Consider the following 21,923-nt stretch of genomic DNA (forward strand, 5'->3'; position numbering starts at 1 on the left):
AATTTTCTGACTTAAATTTATCTTGAATTTCAGATTGCTTCATTTGAATCGCCCCTGAGTGACAAAGTTAAACCAGTATAGAAGGCTCACAAAATAAGAGAATAAGCAAAATGCTTATTTTTTATTTAAAAGCAGTGATTCAGGGATTTCTTAGGTGAGAATCGGATCAGTTTGATCGACTGATATTACATGAATTCGCACAATGATCACGCATGGCATTGGTGCGTATAGGAAAAATAGACGCCCTTAATTGCTAAAGTTCAATTATATGCCAACCGGATGTTTAGGCAAATATGCTGTTGAACAAGATGGGCTTGGGAAAGCAAAACAAAATGAGTGGTCGGTGCCACCTGCATGATGCCCTGAACTAGGGTTGACGCCGGTCGAAAATTGACCAGAAAAGCCTGATTGGATCGGATTTATAGTCGACTTTGCAGCGTCGAATTATTCCCAAGTTTCTTCAATATGATGGACTGCAATTCGCTATTTACCCAAGCTTTTTTGGGCGACGCCCAAAGCTTGCTGTCTGCAAAACCCTGGCACTGTAAAGCATTTTCTTCTGGCATGAGTACAACATCTGCTTCAGAAAAATAAATCTCTGGTTGAGTAAACCGGTGATTCTCTACATACGAGTGTAATTCTGCATTTAGGCCTATTCTCTGTATAAAATCAAAAAACCAAGAAGAATTATCCGTGTCTGCAATGGCGTGCACGCGTTTGTTTTTGAAATCTGAAACCAATTGATGGACTAACGGGTTTCGTACATTATAGGCAATTTCATTGATCAGCTTCATATTGTAGGTTTTCCCCCATTTGCTCGTATTAGTATGATGATTTTGTTTTTCATTTGTTACGATAATGCTGGAATTCCCCAAATACTTAAGGTTCATCCGTAATGGGCCGGCAGGCAAGAGCAATCCGTTGCCGAAGCTCTGCTCGCTAAAATCAACGACAACCAGATCAATATCCCGCTCAAGGCGATAATATTGCATGCCATCATTGCAGATGATGACATTGCAAGTTGGATGTGCATTCAGAAGTCTTTTTGCAACTTCGGCTCTGTCATTTCCAACCCAGACAGGACATGATTCTCCACAATGCTGCACGAGTAAAAATGTTTTTCCACCGACACGATGAGGATCACTGTTGGTGGTTACAGCGTCAGGTGGCCCAGGATTATCATAGTTACCCCGTGTGATGATTCCGGGTGAAAAACCATGCGCCAGTAAGCAATCAACAAGCCAGAGCAGCAGAGGCGTTTTGCCACCATCATCAATACTGATACTATCGATCATAATGACAGGCACTGGTAACTTGATCGAAGGCAAAATATCCAGCCAATAGCACAATTTCTTTAGTACTAAGAAGAAACTATAGAAAACACTTAAAGGCCATAACAGAAAGTGTAATGGAGTGATGCGATGCCAATAGAGTTCTGACAATTTCATATTTCTCTTCTATTCAAGTTATAGTTATGGATTTGCATTTTCATTTTAAGCGGTAATCGATTTGGGATTTAAAAAATTTTATATACCGTATATCCGATAGACCAGGTTTATGTGAAGATTGGGCAACATGAGCATTACGCTTCGTTTTAACCTATTTTGTTATAAGCGCAAAAATAAACAATGAAAATATCAATCAATCGATTGCTTGTCCCCACATTATCGGCAGATGGTACGAAAAAAGTTCCACATCATCTTGCGTATACCGATTGGGGTGATGCGCAAAATCCGCATGTTGTCATCTGCGTCCATGGATTAACTCGTAATTGCCGTGATTTCGATTATCTTGCACAGGCTTTGCAATCGGACTGCAGGGTAATTTCCGTGGATGTCGTGGGGAGAGGTCAGAGCGACTGGTTAGAGCATGCACATGACTATGATTATTACCCGCTTTACCTTTCCGACGCGATGGCTTTAGTGGCTCATATTCAGGCGCAATACCAATCAAAGATTACGTTGGATTGGGTGGGTATTTCGATGGGAGGATTGATCGGAATGATTCTAGCGATACAACCGAATCTGCCTTTTACAATCAATAAATTGGTACTGAGTGACATTGGTCCGTTGATTCCTGCGGTTGCTCTGAAAAGAATTGCCGATTATGTGGGTAAAGATCCGCGCTTTTCTAGTTTTGAAGAATTTAAACAGTATATGAAAATGATTTCTGCGTCTTTTGGTCCATTAACTGAGGATCAGTGGAATCATATGGCGATTCACAGTGCACGCGAATATGCAGATGGATCCTTTGGTTTTCGCTATGACCCGAGGATTGCAGTCAGCTTTAAAGATCGTGAAATCAAGGATATTGATTTATGGACGCAATGGGATAAGTTAGCTAATCCAACTTTGGTTTTGCGTGGAATTGAATCGGATATATTAACGGCTGGAACTGCTGTACAGATGCAAGTACGTGGCGCAAAAGCCAAAATTGTCGAGTTGCCCGGTATCGGCCATGCTCCAATGCTGATGGACGACAATCAGATTAGAATCGTCCGGGATTTTATTTTAAAATAGCATGTTGATATGTTTTGAACTTCCAATAACGAATTCTTAGCAATTCCATAAAAAACCAACAAAATTTATTTCCGTCTTTTCAGTGTTCTTTCATTCCTGCCTGTGCTGGAAGATAGTTGATATTCGTGGTGATCTCCCCGCCGTCACCTACCAGGGCGTGAGAATGTGAACATGAAAGAGCCATTGGCACTTCAGTTGCGATGGGATCCCCCACTGCCATCACGGGTACTGTTGGCTACATGAGTGGTGGCTGATCTATAATATTGAGCGATTCCTATACCCTTGGATTCATTTATGTGCCAGCATATTGGGCATATCGATTGCTTGCTCTGTTGCGGTTTCCTATGGCGCTCACCGCTTTCATAGTTTGCCTGAAGCTTGTTTTGAAAAAGATATTCGCCTTAATCTCGCTGATTTTGAGTATAAAGGTGCCAATCCAGTTTGTTTAATTTTGAGCGAAGAGTACGAGTATTCTTTGAGGGTATTTTAATTTAATGTGACCACCCTTGTGACGGAAATTCGACAGACACAATTCCTCTAGGATGTCTAAAGATTCAGATCCCATGTATTACGAACAGATTTTGTGCGGAGAAGAAAAAATTTCAGAATTTATACTACTATCAGTTTTATTTGGCGTCCCCAACGAGATTCGAACTCGTGTTACCGCCGTGAAAGGGCGATGTCCTAGGCCTCTAGACGATGGGGACAAATTTTATGTCGCTATAGCGTTGTTCTATCAGTGATGAACTGGTGGAGATAAGCGGGATCGAACCGCTGACCTCTTGCATGCCATGCAAGCGCTCTCCCAGCTGAGCTATACCCCCTGATCAAAGGAAGGGGGATTATACTGATGCCTTGATTCATTGTAAAGAAAAGATCAATCAGCAAAACTGCTCAGACAATTGTTCATGCGGACGAGCGTTTCTTCACGACCAAGCAATTCCAATACCGCATCTATGGAAGGCGTGTGAACTTCACCGGTCACCATAATCCGAAGTGGCATCGCGATTTTAGGCAATTTGACATCATGATCTTTGGCTGCTGTTTTTATTTCAGCGTGAATAGATTCGCGCGTCCATTCAATATGGTTAAATTTTTCTATCAGAGCGGCTAGAATGGGTTTTGCTTCTGCGGTCAGATGTTGCGTTTTCAGTTCATCGGCGGGCTCCAATGGCCTGTAAAAGTAAACGGCAGCGTCCGCAAGTTCTTCGATGGTATTTACTCTTTCCTTTAGTAAATCGACAACAAGTGCTAAATCAGGACCGCCGGTAACGTGGCAATCATCTTTTGCCAGGAAAGGAATGACCAATTCAGCCAAACGCGCATTATCGGTTTTTTTAAGATACTGCTGATTGATCCAATGTAGTTTCTCCGGATTGAATTTGGCTGGGGAGCGGCTAATCGCCGATAAGTCAAACCACTCAACCAGTTGCTCGCGGCTGAATATTTCTTCATCGCCATGCGACCATCCAAGTCTTGCCAGATAGTTCGTTAGAGCTTCTGGCAAATAACCGTTTTCACGATATTGAATAACTGAGACAGCGCCATGTCGTTTGGATAAACGCTCGCCATTGGCACCCAATATCATGGGGACATGCGCATATTCTGGTAACGGCGCGTTCAGAGCTTTAAGAATATTGATTTGGCGCGGCGTGTTATTCACGTGATCATCGCCGCGAATGACATGGCTGATGTTCATATCCAGATCGTCAATCACTACACTGAAATTATAAGTCGGCACGCCGTCACCGCGTAACAACACCAAATCATCCAATTCACTATTGGCGACAGTAATGCGTCCCTTGATTTGGTCATTAATTGTGACATGGCCTTGCATTGGATTTTTGAATCGAAGCACTGGTTTGACACCGGCGGGCGGCGTTTTTTTGGAATCACGCCAGCGACCATCGTAGCGTGGTTTTAGGCCGGCCGCCAATTGCTGCTCACGCATTTCTTCCAATTCTTCTTTGGTGGCGTAGCAATAATAGGCTTGGTTATTCTGTAACAATTGTTCGGCAACTTCATGGTAACGTGCTAATCGCTGCATCTGATAGAACGGTCCTTCATCATAATCCAGTCCTAGCCATGCCATGCCATCGAGGATTGCTTGTATCGACTGCTGGGTCGAACGTTCTAGATCAGTATCTTCAATGCGCAGAATGAATTTACCGCCATGTTTTCGTGCATAGGCCCAGGAAAAAAGAGCGGTGCGTGCGCCACCAATGTGGAGATAACCGGTCGGGCTCGGTGCAAATCGTGTACGTACCATCATGATTGTTGTGTCTACTGTTATGCTAACTAAGTATAAGGATTCGATAGTTTACGCGATTCCGCAAAGACGGTGTTTCTTTTGCCCAGACTTTGGCCAGTTTGATGCATGTTGATAACAACTTGTGAGCTAAAGCCGATTATAATATTAACAATCTAATTCAATTGATTTTTTCTGCCTGTATGACAATAAAGAATTTGATAAATGACTGACTTAATTCATGATCTGATTTTTCAAGCGGCTGATCGTATACCCGATGCTGAGGCATTATTGTACCGAAATCAAACAATGAGTTATTCCTTTCTGGCCGGAGAAATAGAAACAAAAGCAAATGGTTTGCGTGCAATAGGCTTAAGCCGCGGTGAGCGCGTCGCTGTTTATCTTGAGAAACGCCTGGAAACAGTTGTGGCATTATTTGCTGCCTCTGCGGCAAGTGGTGTATTTGTTCCAGTGAATCCGATATTAAAACCCGAACAGGTGGTTTACATTCTGGTCGATTGTAATGTTCGAGTACTAGTCACTTCATTGGAACGCTTGAAATTACTGCAAGCGGTTTTGTTGTCTTGTCATGATTTGCATACAGTCGTTGTGGTAGATGCTCAGGATGAACTTCCGGTTATTGCCGGACTTCTCGTTATGAGTTGGGAAGCATTGCACGCTGTAAACCGGAATTACACTGCATTCCCCACGATCGATAGTGATATGGCAGCGATTCTCTATACTTCAGGTAGCACCGGTAAACCCAAGGGAGTCGTACTTTCACATCGTAACCTGATGGCGGGTGCAAAAAGTGTAACGCAATATTTAGGAAATCAACGCGATGACCGGATTCTGACCGTGTTGCCGCTGAGTTTCGATTATGGATTGAGTCAGCTCACTACCGCATTTTATGCCGGTGCGACAAATGTTTTGATGAATTATCTGTTGCCACGTGACATTATCCAGATTATCAGAGAACAACAGATCACTGGCCTTGCAGCGGTTCCGCCGCTGTGGATTCAACTGGCTCAGTTGGATTGGGGGCAAGTGTCTTCATTGCGTTATATCACCAGTTCAGGTGGCGCCATGCCGCGCATGGCATTGGAACGATTACGTAAAGCTTTGCCGGTTACGCAAATATTCTTGATGTATGGCTTTACTGAAGCCTTCCGCTCAACTTGTCTGGCGCCGGAGGAGCTGGATCGGCGTCCAAATTCTATCGGAAAAGCAATACCAAATGTTGAAGTACTGGTGTTGCGCGAGGATGGCTCACACTGTGTGCCGGGTGAACCTGGAGAATTGGTGCATCGGGGTGTCTTGGTCGCGATGGGCTATTGGAATGATATGGAAAAAACAGCGATGTGTTTTAAACCGGTTAAACCGCGTCAGTCTGGCCTACCGCTTGCGGAAATTGCCGCTTGGTCGGGTGATACCGTGCAGATGGATGAGGAAGGATTTCTTTATTTCATTGAGCGTCGCGATGCGATGATTAAAACTTCGGGTTACCGGGTCAGCCCGACGGAAGTGGAGGAAGTCATCTGCGCTACAGAATGTGTCGCAGAAGCCATTGCCATCGGTGTTCCACATCCAGTGCTGGGGCAGGCGATTGTGGTGATTGTGACAGCACGGAAAGCTATTCCGTTGAATACAGATAATTTGTTGGCGGCGTGCAAGCTGCATTTGCCCGCTTATATGCAGCCGAAGCATATTGAAGTGCGTGAAGGGAATTTGCCGCGTAATCCGAACGGTAAGATAGACCGCAAATTCCTTTTCTACGAAGTGCAGCATTTATTTATGGGAGACGCGCAATGAACAACTCACCTCCGGAGCATGCGCCGCTTGTGCAGTTTCCTGTGTTGGATGACTGTCTGCAAATAGGCGGTATTGCACTGACTCGGTTGGTGCAACGTGTTGGGTCAACTCCGTTTTATGCGTATGACCGGCAAAAAATAACAGAGCGGATTGTCTTGTTGCGTCAGCATTTACCAGAAGAAATTTTGCTGCATTACGCGATGAAGGCGAATCCTATGCCTGCAGTGGTACAACATTTAGCGGGATTGGTTGATGGAATGGACGTCGCTTCCGCTGGCGAAATGAGAATGGCATTGGATACAACGCTATCGCCTGAGCAAATCAGCTTCGCTGGACCGGGAAAAAAAGAGCATGAACTGCGCAGCGCTATTGCTGCCGGTGTCGTTCTCAATCTGGAATCCGAGCAGGAAATGGAATTGGTCGCGCAATTGGGTCAATATTTAAGCATTATTCCAAATGTGGCCATTCGAGTAAATCCGGATTTTGAGCTCAAATCTTCCGGAATGAAAATGAGTGGTGGATCCAAACCATTTGGCGTAGATGCTGAACGTGTGCCTGATATGCTGATCCGGTTAGGTATGCATCGATTAAATTTTGTTGGCTTTCATATTTTCAGTGGCTCACAGAATTTGAATGCAACAGCGATTCAGGAAATGCATGCAAAAACTTTTCAATTGGGTATTCTGCTTGCAGAGCATGCACCATCACCCGTGCGATTGTTCAATATTGGCGGTGGTTTTGGTGTTCCTTATTTTCCCGGTGATCAGACATTGAATATTGCTGCCATTGGTGAAAATTTACAGCGCCTGATGCCCCAAGTAAAACGGCAATTGCCTGATGCTCGGATCGTGATCGAACTAGGCCGATACATGGTGGCAGAAGCGGGGGTTTATGTCTGCCGGGTTTTGGAACGGAAGGTATCGCGAGGACAAGTTTTTCTAGTGACTGATGGAGGATTACATCATCATTTGGCGGCTTCCGGTAATTTTGGTCAAGTAATCCGCAAGAATTATCCAGTCGCAATCGGAAATAAGGTTCAGGGCGCTGAAAAGGAGGTTGTTTCGGTTGTGGGGCCGCTTTGCACGCCCTTAGATCTGTTGGCCGATCAAATGCTAATGGCAAAAGCATCGGTTGGTGATTTGGTAGTAATATTGCAGTCGGGCGCCTATGGTCTGTCTGCCAGTCCGACAGCATTTCTTAGTCATCCTATACCGATCGAAGTGCTGGTTTAACTTCGAATCACTCACGAGGCGGATTGTTTTATTCGCTTTAGCGCAAAATTAAATCATGCCGTTAAATACATCGAGATTCCACGTATTGCAACGATATGTTGTTTATTGTGCACAGGCTTACATCTTTGTGGCAATTCTTCTGCTAAATAATAAAGATTTATTGAATATTCACTTTAAATATACTTAAATGATTGCTGCAATTAGCATATATTACTTATTGAATGAGAAAGTATTTGCTTTATGCGATTGAAGATAGAAAATGCACTGTAGTTCCCTCGTTTATTCGAATATGACATTGTGCAAATACGGTTTACTATTTTTACTCATTGCCTAGACTAGACAAATTTACTACTACTACTAATTCTTAGTTGAATGATTAAGATTTAAGCTCAATAATCTTTGAATGTGGGTATAGCCGACCACTTATAACTCAACTGGGTAACTTTATGAGTGATATGTATAATAACTTTCAGAAGTATTTTGAAATTGTAGAAGCTAATACAAATGAACTGCTTGAGATTGTTTATCGAATCCGTTATCAGGTATTTTGTGTAGAGCACGACTTTCTTGACGCTTCACTTTACCCAGACAAACTGGAAAAAGACAATTACGATAATCATTCTTCTCATGTTCTTTTACGATTCCGCTCATCTGGAGATTTTATTGGCGCAGTCCGTTTAATCTTATTCGACCCGTTGCAACCTGAAAAATTATTTCCAGTCGAATTATATACGCAACTTGATCCAACGCTTTGTAATATCAAAGCCTTGCCCCGTCAGCATATTGCTGAGATCTCACGCTCTGTTGTTGTGAAACAGTTTGATCGGCGTAGAGGAGAGCGTCGTGAACCTAGAGCAGAAATAACCAATGAAAGTGTTGCCGAAAGAGACCGGCGAGCTTCGGATAGACGTTCTACTCCACACTTAAGTTTATTGCTAATGGCTGCTGTCATGCGTATGTCAGTCAAACATAATATTAGATATTGGATATCCGCTAAGGATCCTGCTCTTAATAGGTTGCTTGGATATAACGGCTTGAGTTTTAATCCAATTGGCCCACCTGTAAATTATCATGGTATGCGTAGGCCTTATTATGCAAATATAGATGATGTATTGACTAGAATGTATAAAGAGCATCATGATGCTTGGGAGGTCCTAACCGATTGCGGTAAATATAGCCCCACTCATATTAACTAGTGGAATTGTATTGAATCAGGAATCCAGTTCTTGAGTTTATTTCATTTCTCTATACGAATAAAATCTTCAAGGCTTTGTTTGTTAAATATTAAAGTCTACTTTTGTTTCGCTCTAGCAATATGTCTTTTAGGCATAAAGGCTGAGGTCAGGGCAAATGATCGCTATGAAATTGTGATTAATACAGGGGTCAGCGAGAAAGCACTCTCAGTCAACTCGTTGCGCTCTATATTTAGCATGCATTTGAAGACTTGGTCTGACGGTACCAAGATTAGAGTCTTTGTATTTTCCGATGATGATCAACTGCATCAAAATTTTTCTAAGGAAAAATTAAACGTATTTCCTTACCAATTAAGATCCACATGGGATCGGTTAGTCTATTCAGGAACTGGCCAAGCACCCATCAAAGTAAACTCAACTGAAGAAATGCTTACTAAAGTAGCTACTACACCTGGTGCAATAGGGTATTTATGGAGAGCGGATATTAATGAAAAAGTTAACGTGCTCGAGATTAAGTAGCCAATTTTTAGGTGCTTTCCCGGGGATAGCGAGACGATGGGTCTTGTTATTTTGTGTCAGCTGTTTTTCGGCGTATGCGCAAGAATCCGTTCAAGTGCAAAAGCAAATTGAATCTATAAAATCACCCGTTAAATGGCTGCAAACATCGGAGTTACCTACAGAAGCAACTGAATCAGCTAGCACGAAGGAAAAGCCCGGATTGGTCAGTACGGCGGTAAATTGGTTTCGAAGAACAGATCTTCCCGCCGATCTGCAGATCCATGGATTCGCCAGCCAGGCTTATATTACGACTTCAGATAACGATGTTTTTGGAAATAGTGATAACGGTGGAAGCTTTGGACTCACAGAATCAGGGCTTAATGCTTCCGTGCGGCCATTGCCGAGAGTATTGCTATCCGCGCAAGTGTTGTCACGCAGAGCAGGCGAGGGCAACACGGGCATGCCACGTCTTGACTTTGGATTTTTGGATTATCGAATATACTCGCATGAGGCCAATCAGTTTGGTATACGCGTTGGCAGATTGAAAAATCCATTCGGTTTTTATAACGACACGCGTGATGTACCGTTTACGCGTCCTAGCATCATGTTGCCGCAATCGATTTATTTTGATAGGGTACGTAATATAAGTCTTTCAGGAGATTCTGTGCAATTGTACGGCGAAGCAGCTGTTTCCAATTGGGGTACAGTTTCGACTCAATTTGGTGTATTTCTACCCATAGTGAGTGACAAGGATACGGAACTTGCATTGATTGGAGCGCTGCAACCGGGTCATCTACAGAGAGATGTGTCGTATATTGGTCGAGGAATTTTTGAAACGAATGACAAACGACTTCGCCTGGGCGTCAGTGGAATATGGTTAAATACATCCTATGATCCTAGTAATAGGTTGGGTGACTTAATTGGCCCCGGTACATTATTACAAGCCGGTGCATTGCAGTTCTCGCCGGTCTACTTCTCAGCCCAATATAACGCAGAGCGCTGGACACTGACTTCTGAATATGCAATTCGTCACTTTAAGTATAATAATAATTTTAACGTTAAGCCGCTGGATGGTCTTGATTTCTTTGGTGAAAGTTATTACTTTCAAGGTGAATACCGCTTTACCCCGAAATGGGTTGGTCTTCTACGGTATGACGCTCTCTTTACTGATAGATCGGATCGGGACGGAAGTCATTGGGCTGCATTGAATCCGACTGCGCGCAATGGTTTAGAGCATTCTCGGTTTGCTAAGGATATCACTGTGGGGTTGCGTTGGAATGCTACGCCGCAATTTATGCTCCGTGCTGAATACCATTATGTCAATGGTACGGGTTGGCTCTCGAGATTAGACAATCCAACCGCTGAAGGTCCACTTAGTCAGCACTGGGATCTTTACGCGATCCAGGCTTCCTATCGTTTCTAAGCAGAAATTCTGATGGAAAATAATTCAGAGAATCAATTAGAAGAAGCACAGTTTACTCCTAATATTCAGGGGCGAAGGTACCGCAGCATGAGATGGAAGATCTCTCTGGGGAGCAGTTTAATACTGTTGGCTGTCGTGATGATGTTCTGCTTTATAAGTTATTTGGGTTTAATGGCCAATTTCGACAATCAGCGGGGTGTCGAATATAGACGGTATTCTCGAGAAATCAATGGCTTGATCAAGAATACTTCGCAGAATTTATATCAGTTGGCTGAAATGATTCCGTTTTTAGACGGGATGAAAAATGTTTTACTCAAAAGTGATGGCGAGGGTATTAGCAGAGCTTTTGATCAACACTGGGCATTGCTGCAATTTCATAATGGTGTTGAGTTTGTTCGTTTTTATACTATTGAGAATCAACTGAATGCAAGCTGGGATAGTTTGGATACGAATATTGATGGCAATAGCGAACTGGCGACCTGGGTAAGCCGAGTCAATCAGTCTGAACGGCCGATTAATCCGCTGCTTTGCAGGGAAAGCTGTATGCAGTATATCGTTGCACCGCTGTTAGTCGAAGGAAAAAAAGCGGGAGTAGTGGTGATGGGAATTTCTTTAGCCGATGTATTTCTGGCCTTCAAACGGATAGCGGGTGCTGATATTGGTTTGTTAATTAAAGAACAGGATAATCTACTACTTCAAAATGATCCCGATTCATTGCATTGGAATATTCATATCTCCGCGCTTACCAACAAAGAAAGAAATCTGGAAATTCTCAATAAGGCTGCCCAGTTTTATCCGGATATATCGTCACTCAATGACGGTATCCAGATCCGCTGGAATGATCAGTATCAACAACTAAAATTATTCTCCCTTAATTCATATGAGCCCGGCAAGGCCCATTTGGTTGTCATTACCGATGTGACGGCTGCAGTGAGTAACATCCATGACTCCATTTGGAAAATTGCATTAATCGGTTTGCTTGGTCTTGTCTTTTCTGAGATTTTATTATTCCTGATTTTTACACGGCTACTTGCAAAACTAAAAGATGTTGCTTTCGTGCTCCCGCTTCTTGCCAGCGGTCAATTTGAGAAATTTCGCCTGTCACTGACTTCAACAGATCGCGCGCCGCGTTTCAGAGACGAAGTAGACACATTGTCTGAAGCCGCCGTATCCTTATCACTCCAGCTGGAAAAACTCGAGCAGGAAGTATCGACCCGGACAACGATGCTGATTGAGCAGAAAAATGCTCTCAGTAAAGAAAGAGATTTTGTGGGGAATTTGCTAGATACGGCACAAGCCATAGTTCTGACACAGAATTCTGAAGGCGGAATCATTTCATTAAATGCGTATGGAGAGATGTTGACTCGCTATACAGAAAGTGAATTGCTGGGTAAATCTTTTCTAAATATTTTGATTCCGGAGTATGAATCACAAGATCTGCTTTCCCGCTTTAAAGAGATACAAGCCGGGCAAAGAATGCAATTACGCCATGAGGCTATTACCCACTGCAAAGATGGAACAACGCGCCATGTAGCTTGGCTACACTCACATCTGTCATGGCAATCTGCAGATGATCCGTCGATTTTGTCGGTGGGACTGGATGTTACCGAATATAAGCGAGTTGAGGGTCATCTGGCTTGGCTAGCCGATCATGATCCTTTGACAAACATGTTTAACCGGCGTCGCTTTAGTGACGAACTGGAGCAAGTGTTAAGCCGTGCAGAACGCTATCAGCATCCAGGTGCCTTACTATTCTTTGATCTGGATCGATTTAAATATATTAATGACACCAGCGGGCATCAGGCTGGTGATTCGTTGCTTAAAATGGTTGCTGGTATGTTGGCTCAGACCATTCGAACAGATGATATAACAGGCCGTTTGGGGGGAGACGAATTTGCTATTATCTTGCCGGAAATTAATGCCAGTGGGGCAATAGAAGTTGCCAAAAAAGTACTGGATCAATTGAGCTTGGCCCAATTAACCATTAGTAATCGTACCCATAAAATTTCAGCCAGTATCGGTATTGCATTATTTCCTGAACACGGTGCTAATATTCATGACTTGCTGGCTGCTGCAGATCTTGCCATGTATCAGGCAAAGGCGATGGGACGGAATGCCTGGTACCTATTTTCTGATAAAGACCGTAGCCGTGAACGGATGCACACATTAGTTTACTGGAAGGAAAAAATTGAGTATTCCCATTTGCATGATAATTTCGTTCTTTACTTGCAACCTATCATGCATGTTAAATCGAAACAAATCTCTCACTATGAGGTATTGTTGCGCATGCAGGAAAAGGATGGCTCAGTACTGTCTCCTGCCGACTTTATTCCTGCCGCAGAGCATACTGGGCTAATTCACGCGATTGATCACATGGTATTACGGAAAGCCATTGCGCAGGTTGCTAAAATATATCAAGCTGGATTCAAGGTTAGCTTTTCAATCAATTTATCCGCTCACGCCTTTAATGATCCCGAACTATTGCCAATCTTGAAACAAGAATTGTTAACGCAAGACATGGACCCGGCATGTGTCATGTTTGAAATTACGGAAACTGCAGCTTTAGAAGATTTGCCCGGTGCACGTGCGCTGATGATAGAAATTAGAGAATTGGGTTGTGGTTTTGTACTGGATGATTTCGGTGTTGGTTTTTCTTCTTTTTATTATTTAAGGGAATTGCCGGTTGACGTGGTTAAAATTGATGGTTCGTTTATCCGCAATTTATCTGAAAGCAGTGATGATCTGATTTTGGTCAACGCCCTATGCAGCGTAGCCAGAGGATTTGGTAAGAAAATTACAGCAGAATTTGTCGAGAGTGCGGAAATACTTGCTCTGATAGAAAAAATGGATATTGATTATGCACAAGGATATTACGTTGGCAAGCCTGCACCAGCGGCTACGTTTTTCATGAAATCAGATTCTGAATAACGAATATGTGTAATTGCCAGTAGCGTAGTATACGCCGACAGTTTACAGGTTTAAAGCGTGACGACTGACAATTGTTCCGGAATGCGTGCCGTCCAATTGAGTTTCTGTTGAATCGCGGTAACCAAAGCAGAAGAATTGCTGAATTCGCCATGTACGACAAAAATATTTTCGGGCATTTTCTGGAAGTGTCGCAACCAGTTGATTAAATCTGCCTGATCGGCATGCGCCGAGAGTCCACCGATGGTATATATGGTTGCCTTGACACGAACATCCTCACCAAAGATCCTGACTTTCCGGACGCCGTCTACTAATCGTCTTCCCAAAGTTCCTTCCGCCTGAAACCCGGTAATCAGTATACTGCACTCGGATCTGTCGAGATTGTATTTGAGATGATGTTTGATACGTCCGGCATCGCACATACCGCTGGCTGAAATAATGATGAGCCCATGTTTCATATGATTAAGCTGCATGGATTCTTCAATATCCTGCACGAAATGTATTTGTGGTTTTCTCACATTCTTATTCATCCACTGCAGCGTATCGGAAGTTTCTTTGTCGAGCAATGCAATATGGTTGAGTGTAATTTCTGTCGCCGCCCGCGCCATCGGTGAATCAACATAAATGTCCATTTCTCCCAGTTTACCTTGGCGATAAAGATCGATCAGCAGAAACAGCAGATCCTGGGTACGGCCAACAGTGAAAGCGGGTATGATCACATTGCCGCCCTTATGAATCAGTGTATGGTTGATCGCATGAACCAATTCATCCAAGGTGTCGGGCATATTCCGATGCAAACGATTGCCATAGGTTGATTCGATCAGCAGAATATCTGCTTGTTGGATGAAAGTTGGGTCGCGTACAATCGGGTGGCCAGGTTGTCCCAAATCGCCCGAGAATACAATTTTCTTGTAATCCGCATGCTTTTTAACCCAAAGTTCAATGATGGATGATCCGAGGATGTGGCCAGCATCGCGGAAACAACAGCGTACAGATGAATGAGGATTAATTTCTGAATCGTAATCCACGCGGATTAATTGCTTGAGAAGCGCTTCCGCTTGAGTGACGGTATATAGCGGGGCGAGCTCCTGCGCTGATCGGCTGTAATGGCGGGATTTATTGCGCCACTCAATTTCTTTTTCCTGAATATGCGCGCTGTCTTTGAGCATAACCTGGAGTAAATCCGCCGTTGCGGCTGTGCAATAAACCGGGCCTCTGAAGCCCCATGCGCTTAACCGCGGTAGTAGGCCGGAATGGTCGATATGGGCGTGGGTTAGTAAAACAAAATCAATCGTTTTAGGATCGAATTTAAAAGCAGTGCGGTTTTTTCTGTCCGCCTCCCGGCCGCCTTGAAACATACCGCAATCAACCAGAAATCGTATTGTTCCAGTTTCGATGAGATAACTGGATCCGGTCACTTCACCGGCTGCGCCTAAGAAAGTAAGTTGCATCGCATTAAATACCCATCATTAATTTATAGCGTATCCAGAACATGTCGTGTGCCATTGATCAATAAGTTTATTTCCTGCTCATTAATGACATAAGGCGGCATGAAATAAACGGTTTTTCCTAAGGGACGTAGTACTAGCTGTTGTTTCAAACCTGCTTGAAAACATTTCGCTGCAAAATCGCGATCATCCGTTTCTACTTCAAAAGCCCATATCATTCCACAATTTCGGAAATTACTGACTTTTGGGTGATCTGCGAGCGGTGCTGCAATTTTATTCAGATAGGCCGATTTAATTTTGTTGGCCTCAATGACATGATCATGTTCAAAAATATCCAGCGTGGCTAATGCAGCCCGGCAAGCTAATGCATTGCCGGTATGCGAATGTGAGTGTAAAAATGCATGTGCTGTTTTGTCATCATAAAAAGCCTGAAAAACCGTATCAGAAGTCATCACAACTGACAGTGGCAAATATCCGCCACTCAGACCTTTGGATAGACATAGAAAATCCGGCGTGATGTCTGCCTGATTACAGGCAAATAGCGTTCCAGTCCGACCAAAACCAACCGCAATTTCATCAGCGATCAAATGTACTTGGTATCGGGTGCAAATTTCTCTGGCGCGTTGCAAATAAATAGGATGATACATGCCCATGCCGGTTGCGCCTTGAACCAGGGGTTCAAGAATGAATGCTGCGGTTCGTGTATGATTTTCCGCCAAATAACGCTCCAGCGCACTCGCTGCACGGATGGCATACGCTTCCGGGGATTCCCCGATTTCCGCGTAACGCCAATCAGGTGTGGGAACATGTGTGCACGGCCGAAGCAATGGCGCATAGGTTTCCCGGAAGATTGCCACATCAGTAACCGATAATGCTCCGAGTGTTTCGCCATGATAATCATTTTGCAAGCTGACAAAATTGTTTTTCTGCGGTTGACCACACAAAAGCCAATAATGAAAACTCATTTTTAATGCGATTTCAACCGCAGATGCCCCATCACTGGCATAGAAGCAATGCCCGAGTCCGCCGGGTGCTATTTTCTTGAGCCGTTCCGATAATAATACAACCGGTTCATGAGTGAAACCTGCCAGCATCACATGTTCTATTTGCTCAAGCTGATCGCGGATTGCCGCGCTGATGTATGGATTAGCGTGACCAAACAGATTGACCCACCAGGAACTAATCGCATCAAGATAGCACTTGCCAGCAGCATCATAAAGCCAAACCCCTTGGCCGCTCACAATCGGAACGAGCGGATAGGTTTCGTGTTGCTTCATTTGCGTGCAGGGATGCCATACCGCTTCAAGGCTTCGCTGCTGAAGTTGTGAGGATAAAGGTAGGCTGCGATTGATATTCGACATGTAATTTTTTAAAACGTAGCACGAAAATTTCGGAAGACAGCTTTCAAACTCATTAAGCTACAAGGATGATCAGTTATTGTAGACTATGAGTGACCATTTTTCAGTGTTTTTGACCTTGCGTAGGATCCTTGGTACATTCAGGCATTTAAAGAAAATTGTTTATTCATTTTTGCGTATGTATCCAAACATTGACATTCATTCATCCGACTTGTTGCCTGACAATGATCCGCAACGGATTCTATTACACAATGAAGTTCATGCGCGCCCGAGCCAGCGGATTCGATTACCCGCACTAGTGATTTATGTTGTGGTCATCAATGATGGCATAACACGCGAGCAAGAGTGTGAGCACTTGCGTCGTCTTCCCGGGCAAGAGACTCTGGTAATTGAACAATTGCAGAATAACTTTCTACGCTTGCGATTGCAAGGCTATACCTTGAGATGGGAACGTCATAGCGAATTTACGCGTTACTCGCTTGTTCAAAATTTACCAGAAGTTGCTCAATTGGGTGCGACAGATCCTGAGTTACTTTCTTGCTTGACCTTACCTCCAGAGTGGTTGGCTGAAATTCCGGGGCGGACTTTCGCTGCGATCAAACTGGCCATGGTGCATGGAGATCTGAACGAGTCCGATGAGTTGCTCATGCAAGCACGCCAGTGGTTTGGAGGAAATGCAGTGGTGGCATCTCGCATCGGTCGAGATGAACACTCGCTTGCGGTGACGGATTTTATGCTGCGTCCTAGCGGTTTTGAGCGCATGTTGGTGATTATGCCACTTAATGCATCAGAGACGCGGGCAGGGCGTGTTTCGCAACGCCTGCTTGAAATTGAAACTTACCGGCTCATGGCGTTAAAAGGTCTGCCAGTAGCTAAACAGCTTATCCCTGAATTGACTAAAGCGGAGCGGCAGTTGGCTGACATTACCGCACAATTGGAAAATAAAGCGGCTTCTGATCAAGAATTACTTGATACGCTCATTTCATTGGCGACGCGTATCGAGCATGCTACTGTTGCACATGCCTACCGTTTTGCAGCAACACAAGCTTACAACAAGTTGGTAACGCAACGTATCGGCGAACTCAGAGAAAAGGCCATACCAGGCACTCAGACCATTGGCGAGTTTATGCAGCGGCGGCTTTCCCCGGCTATCGCGACAGTTGAAGCGACTGCGCAGCGAATGAGTTATCTCTCTGCGCGTATCTCACGTGCTAGTGCATTACTACGAACGCGTGTCGATATACTGACCGAAACACAAAATCAGCAATTACTGGAAAAACTGACTCGTGGGCAAGAATTACAGCTGCGGTTACAAAGTACAGTGGAAGGCTTGTCGATTGCAGCCATTACGTATTACGTTATCAGTTTGTTGCTGTATATAGCGAAAGCCGGCAAGGCTGCCGGTTTACCCATCCACCCTGAAATGACGACCGGACTGATGATTCCTATCGTACTCTGGATAGTTTGGCGCACTACGCGGCGTATCCACGATAAATTTTTTAAGCTGCACTAAATTAAATATCGCGGAAAATATAACCGGAGCATCTCTCTAAGGAAAATATTGATTAACTGCGCGTGCAAATTAATCAGCGTTTTCAAGTACTATTTTAATTCCGATCAAATGCTTGCAACGCTTCTTTTCTTCCTTCGGCTCCAATTGCGGGAATCACCAGGAAGGCATCTGCTGCAAGCGTTTTACTAATGGGGTTTGTTTTAGTAATCGCAACTTTACTTCCTACGTGGCCGTGAGGAACAGGCAATTCAGGATGATCAAACGGTGCTTTTTCGAAGCGCACGCGATCATCCGTTAAGGTTTTAAGAAAATTAAGCAAATCCTCACGTTGTTCCGAAGAAAATCGTACGTCAACCAGAGCAAAAATCTTAGCAAATTCTTTTGGGGGCGTTTCAAAATTACCACCCCGGATATAAAATTCCAATACCTCATCCAATGTGGCCATGCCACCGTTATGCATGTAAGGTCCTGTGAGTTCAATGTTTCTTAAAGTTGGAATTTTGTATGAACCTTTGGATGCACTCAAAAATCGTCTTCGATCTGGCTTGTTTAATTCCGCCATTGCTGCATCAGCCGTTGGAATAAAGATACCTGCTGGATTAAAGCAATTAGCGGTATCCTGTGTTTGCTTTTGTATTCCGTCCGCACGTGTAAATAATAGCGGATGTGGTTTGTCACGATCGATTGCTATGGAAGTATCCAGATCACAAGGCCGTACGTCTGCCACATAAGGATCAACTATCCCATGATTATTACCTGCCAAAAGCTGCATATATTGGTCGGAAAACGATAATGGGTTGCCAAATGGATCGGTATTACCCAAACCAATATCGTTTTCTACTGGAGTTACGCCGGTACCGGAAAAACCGGTATCTTGAAACATCATGCCGCCATTTAAAGATAGAGCGGTTACAACATTAGTGGTACTAATCCGAAAAGTGGAATTCCCAAAAGCATGCGGATTGAGTTTCTGCAAAATACCATTCGTCACGATTGCGGATGAAGTAAAGTTGGGACCAATATGGCAAAGTGCACAATGCGAATCACGAAAAACATCCATCCCGCGCTGAGCTGATTCAGTTAATTCAATAGGTACGCCATGTTCATCAACGGCACTTTGGTCAAAAGGAGAATCATCGGAGATCAAAGTCGACTCATACATTTGGATCGCAAGCGCAAAGAACATAGCAAAATTTGACTCTATTTGCGTATAAGGTGCGGCATGCGTCGCAGAGCTGGGTGGGGGATAGCCAAATTGGCCAGGGTTGAGGGTATAGTCCCAGTACTTGGGATTGAATGCTTGCATGACTAAGCGATAGTAACGTGTATTCAAGCCTTTCTTTAAGTTATCTTTCGTGCTGAACGCTAGGCTGGCAAGTATGCTATCGTTCCAATGCACCTTCTGTTGCTCCAGTGGTCTGCGATTCAGCAATTTACGCCCCAGGTCGGGAAAGGTACGTCCATGGCAAGCCATTTCAGTGTCATCCATAGGTGGGGCAATCGCCTGAGAAGCAAGCGCGGAATTAATGAGTCGTAAGCGTTGTTTGGTGACGGTACCATTGTTACTTCTTACCCAGATGCCAGCATCAGGATCGCGGTCTCCCCAAGGACTGCTACCGTTAAAAATATTGTTGGCGCGACCATCCCAGAAATTGCGAAAATTGAAAACAGCATTGATAACAGTTGGTGTGTTGCGTGGTGTAACCTTACGCGTGCCTATAGCGCCGACATGAAAAACCGGATCAGCGCTACGGTCACACGTATCGTTTTTTTCAGCAAACCACTCGACATCTCGATAAGAGCCGCTAAAAGTGCCCGCGGAAGCAACGACATCATCGCTGCTATAAATTGGAACACTGGTGGGATTCATCGGATCATCGAGTTGATGAAATGGGAAATCACTACTCTTAAGGACGGTATTGGGTCCACGTGGAGATCCATTGCGACCTAGCGAAAATTCTTGCGGTAAATCGCTTCCTCGACCAATTGGCGCAATCTGATTCTTAATGCGCCGATCCGCGCCGGCATTAAAATGACAAGTGGCACAAGCCACGCCATCACTTCCAACATTAATATCCCAAAACAAAGCTTTACCAAGTATGATCGCTTTTTCCTTGTTAATAATGATGGGATCAGGGCCATCAAGCAAGCCGGGTACCTCGGGAACAGGTGCACCTTTTAACGTCATGGGGATAGGACCGAAGCCGTCAGCTTGTAAGACCGAACCAGTAAAAATAGTAAGGCAAAATACCTTGGTTAAGGTACTGATGATTTTTTTTATATCGATTAGCATGATAATTCCCCTCACATTCCTCGTTACACGGCATGTACGTCAAGGAACATCTGATTGTTTGTACATATGTTTGAGTGCTTGTGTGTAGATAACTCTACTTAACACGATTCTCAGCTATATTGCTTGAATCCGTGTTGCAATCTGGCTAAGTTCATCATTCCATGTAGAAAAACGGAGCGAATCTGTGTGAAGCGCCCCGTTTCTGTTATCGCTTTACTGCTAATTAAGCTGCAGCCGTATTCAACGCTTTATGCTGTTTCTTCATGCGCCAACCGACGAGGCCCAGACCTACTAATAACATTGCGTAGGTTTCTGGTTCAGGTACTGCGGTGACAGTCAAGTTATACTCGCCACCTGCAGACGCATGATCAGTACCACCAACATACACAGCATACCAGCCCGCTGCCAAATCATTGAATACGAGCGAAGCAGTGTGCGCACCCACGCTACCACTCACGCCATTTTCGAATGTATTTGTCAGGCTCGTGTCATTTAAACCGGTAACAATGCTCTCACCCCAGCCAGTCGTTCCAGCGGCGTGCGAGGGACCGGAAACTGCGTAGCCCAGGGTTTCCAGAACATTGCCGCCTTGACCGTTCGCCATCCATAGCGTACCAGCATCGCCCATTGCACCTGTTGCATTAAATGAATGGGGCGTACCAAACCCTGCTAAACTGAGTTCTCCACCGAAACCAGTAGTTCCACCATCAAATACCGTTCCACCGGTTGCCCAGACAGTTACGCCAGGAACAAAACCAGAATCTCCGGACACGGTTAGGGTGACATCGACTGAGGAATGATTTTGAAATACGAACCAATCACCCGTATGCGCCCAAGCGGAATAGCTCAGACCTGGATTGTCGGCATAGCCACTTTTCAGTCCAGAATTGGCGGCGGAAATGCTGCTACCCGCAAGAAGATCGTTACCAGCAGTCCAAGCTTGGAATCCCACTGCACCAGCTGCATATACACTCGTGCTTACCAGTGTAGTAGCAGAAATAATTGCTGCGGCAACTAACAGGTTTGTTTTCTTTCGATATGAATTTTTTCGCATTCTCTTTTCTCCAAATATTTAAGGAAATGCTGATTAATTAACTGCACGAGCGAATCACTTCGTTGCGCGGCACTCATTCCCTCGCCTATCATATTGATATGTCTCGGTTGTTGCGTTCCGTGCGCCTCGTGCTTCATCTCGTTCGCCGAATTAATCAGTGTTTCCTTAAGTCACTACTTTAAAGATTACACTGCACCATTGGCTGCTTGTAAAATTAACAAGAGAGCTTCCGGCGTCTCATTTGCTAATGATGATCTGGAGCGTATTGTGAGATTCTGCTACTTTCCGGTTCCAGTTACTCCCCATCATTTGTGGGAGGCAACCCGGCCATCTCTATGAAGAGATCCGTTGGTTTTCCGGACTTGCCTTGCGACAAGGGTGGCTTTGTTTTATAAAAATAATAATAT

The 21,923-nt window shown here is 44.3% G+C and carries 14 protein-coding genes, 2 tRNA genes and 1 riboswitch; of the genes, 8 read left to right on the top strand and 8 right to left on the bottom strand.

Annotation, left to right across the window (positions count from 1 at the left end):
* Positions 1-419 precede the first annotated feature (419 nt).
* Positions 420-1,448, bottom strand: a complete 1,029-nt coding sequence (lpxK, locus tag K2P83_RS01400) for a tetraacyldisaccharide 4'-kinase (protein WP_292926086.1) — start codon at positions 1,446-1,448, stop codon at positions 420-422.
* Between the two features lie 180 nt (positions 1,449-1,628).
* Here lpxK and K2P83_RS01405 point away from each other — a divergent pair, with 180 nt between their 5' ends.
* A complete protein-coding gene (locus K2P83_RS01405) occupies positions 1,629-2,519 on the top strand; it encodes an alpha/beta hydrolase (RefSeq protein WP_292926087.1) in 891 nt (296 codons plus the stop codon).
* A gap of 631 nt (positions 2,520-3,150) precedes the next feature.
* Here K2P83_RS01405 and K2P83_RS01410 read toward each other — a convergent pair.
* From K2P83_RS01410 to gltX, 3 genes are all read right to left on the bottom strand, one after another.
* Positions 3,151-3,226, bottom strand: a tRNA-Glu gene (locus K2P83_RS01410).
* Positions 3,227-3,267: 41 nt separating this feature from the next.
* Positions 3,268-3,343 (bottom strand) — tRNA-Ala (locus K2P83_RS01415).
* 53 nt (positions 3,344-3,396) lie between these two features.
* Positions 3,397-4,788: a glutamate--tRNA ligase gene (gene gltX, locus K2P83_RS01420; RefSeq protein ID WP_292926160.1), complete on the bottom strand. Its 1,392-nt coding sequence runs from the start codon at positions 4,786-4,788 to the stop codon at positions 3,397-3,399.
* Between the two features lie 204 nt (positions 4,789-4,992).
* On the opposite strand from gltX, the gene K2P83_RS01425 reads away from it, so the two are divergent.
* The 6 genes from K2P83_RS01425 to K2P83_RS01450 all read left to right on the top strand — a co-directional run bounded on the left by K2P83_RS01425 (position 4,993) and on the right by K2P83_RS01450 (position 13,853).
* A complete protein-coding gene (locus tag K2P83_RS01425; RefSeq protein WP_292926088.1) occupies positions 4,993-6,579 on the top strand; it encodes an acyl-CoA ligase (AMP-forming), exosortase A system-associated in 1,587 nt (528 codons plus the stop codon).
* Positions 6,576-7,811, top strand: a complete 1,236-nt coding sequence (locus tag K2P83_RS01430; protein ID WP_292926089.1) for a pyridoxal-dependent decarboxylase, exosortase A system-associated — start codon at positions 6,576-6,578, stop codon at positions 7,809-7,811. Before K2P83_RS01425 ends, K2P83_RS01430 begins: the two co-directional genes overlap by 4 nt.
* 446 nt (positions 7,812-8,257) lie before the next feature.
* Positions 8,258-9,007, top strand: coding sequence for a PEP-CTERM/exosortase system-associated acyltransferase (locus K2P83_RS01435; protein WP_292926090.1), 750 nt, complete (start codon positions 8,258-8,260; stop codon positions 9,005-9,007).
* A gap of 30 nt (positions 9,008-9,037) precedes the next feature.
* On the top strand, positions 9,038-9,523 hold the full coding sequence (locus K2P83_RS01440) for a substrate-binding domain-containing protein (protein ID WP_292926091.1): 486 nt from the start codon (positions 9,038-9,040) through the stop codon (positions 9,521-9,523).
* A gap of 94 nt (positions 9,524-9,617) precedes the next feature.
* Positions 9,618-10,925 carry a hypothetical protein gene (locus tag K2P83_RS01445; RefSeq protein ID WP_292926092.1) on the top strand — a complete coding sequence of 436 codons (1,308 nt, stop codon included), beginning with the start codon at positions 9,618-9,620 and terminating at the stop codon, positions 10,923-10,925.
* 87 nt (positions 10,926-11,012) lie between these two features.
* On the top strand, positions 11,013-13,853 hold the full coding sequence (locus K2P83_RS01450) for an EAL domain-containing protein (RefSeq protein ID WP_292926093.1): 2,841 nt from the start codon (positions 11,013-11,015) through the stop codon (positions 13,851-13,853).
* 50 nt (positions 13,854-13,903) lie between these two features.
* Here the strand turns inward: K2P83_RS01450 and K2P83_RS01455 are convergent, their stop codons facing one another.
* Positions 13,904-15,301: an MBL fold metallo-hydrolase gene (locus K2P83_RS01455; protein WP_292926094.1), complete on the bottom strand. Its 1,398-nt coding sequence runs from the start codon at positions 15,299-15,301 to the stop codon at positions 13,904-13,906.
* A 23-nt stretch (positions 15,302-15,324) separates the two neighbouring features.
* Positions 15,325-16,659, bottom strand: coding sequence for an adenosylmethionine--8-amino-7-oxononanoate transaminase (gene bioA, locus K2P83_RS01460; protein ID WP_292926095.1), 1,335 nt, complete (start codon positions 16,657-16,659; stop codon positions 15,325-15,327).
* 175 nt (positions 16,660-16,834) lie between these two features.
* Between bioA and K2P83_RS01465 the strand changes: the two genes are divergently transcribed.
* Positions 16,835-18,169, top strand: coding sequence for a DUF3422 domain-containing protein (locus tag K2P83_RS01465; RefSeq protein WP_292926096.1), 1,335 nt, complete (start codon positions 16,835-16,837; stop codon positions 18,167-18,169).
* Between the two features lie 94 nt (positions 18,170-18,263).
* Here K2P83_RS01465 and K2P83_RS01470 read toward each other — a convergent pair whose 3' ends face one another.
* Positions 18,264-20,462 carry a cytochrome c peroxidase gene (locus tag K2P83_RS01470; RefSeq protein WP_292926097.1) on the bottom strand — a complete coding sequence of 733 codons (2,199 nt, stop codon included), beginning with the start codon at positions 20,460-20,462 and terminating at the stop codon, positions 18,264-18,266.
* Positions 20,463-20,685: 223 nt separating this feature from the next.
* Positions 20,686-21,516: an FxDxF family PEP-CTERM protein gene (locus tag K2P83_RS01475; protein WP_292926098.1), complete on the bottom strand. Its 831-nt coding sequence runs from the start codon at positions 21,514-21,516 to the stop codon at positions 20,686-20,688.
* Positions 21,517-21,830: 314 nt separating this feature from the next.
* A riboswitch (cyclic di-GMP riboswitch) is annotated at positions 21,831-21,909 on the bottom strand.
* Positions 21,910-21,923: the final 14 nt, after the last annotated feature.

The organism is Nitrosomonas sp. (assembly GCF_019752415.1).
Lineage (GTDB): Bacteria > Pseudomonadota > Gammaproteobacteria > Burkholderiales > Nitrosomonadaceae > Nitrosomonas.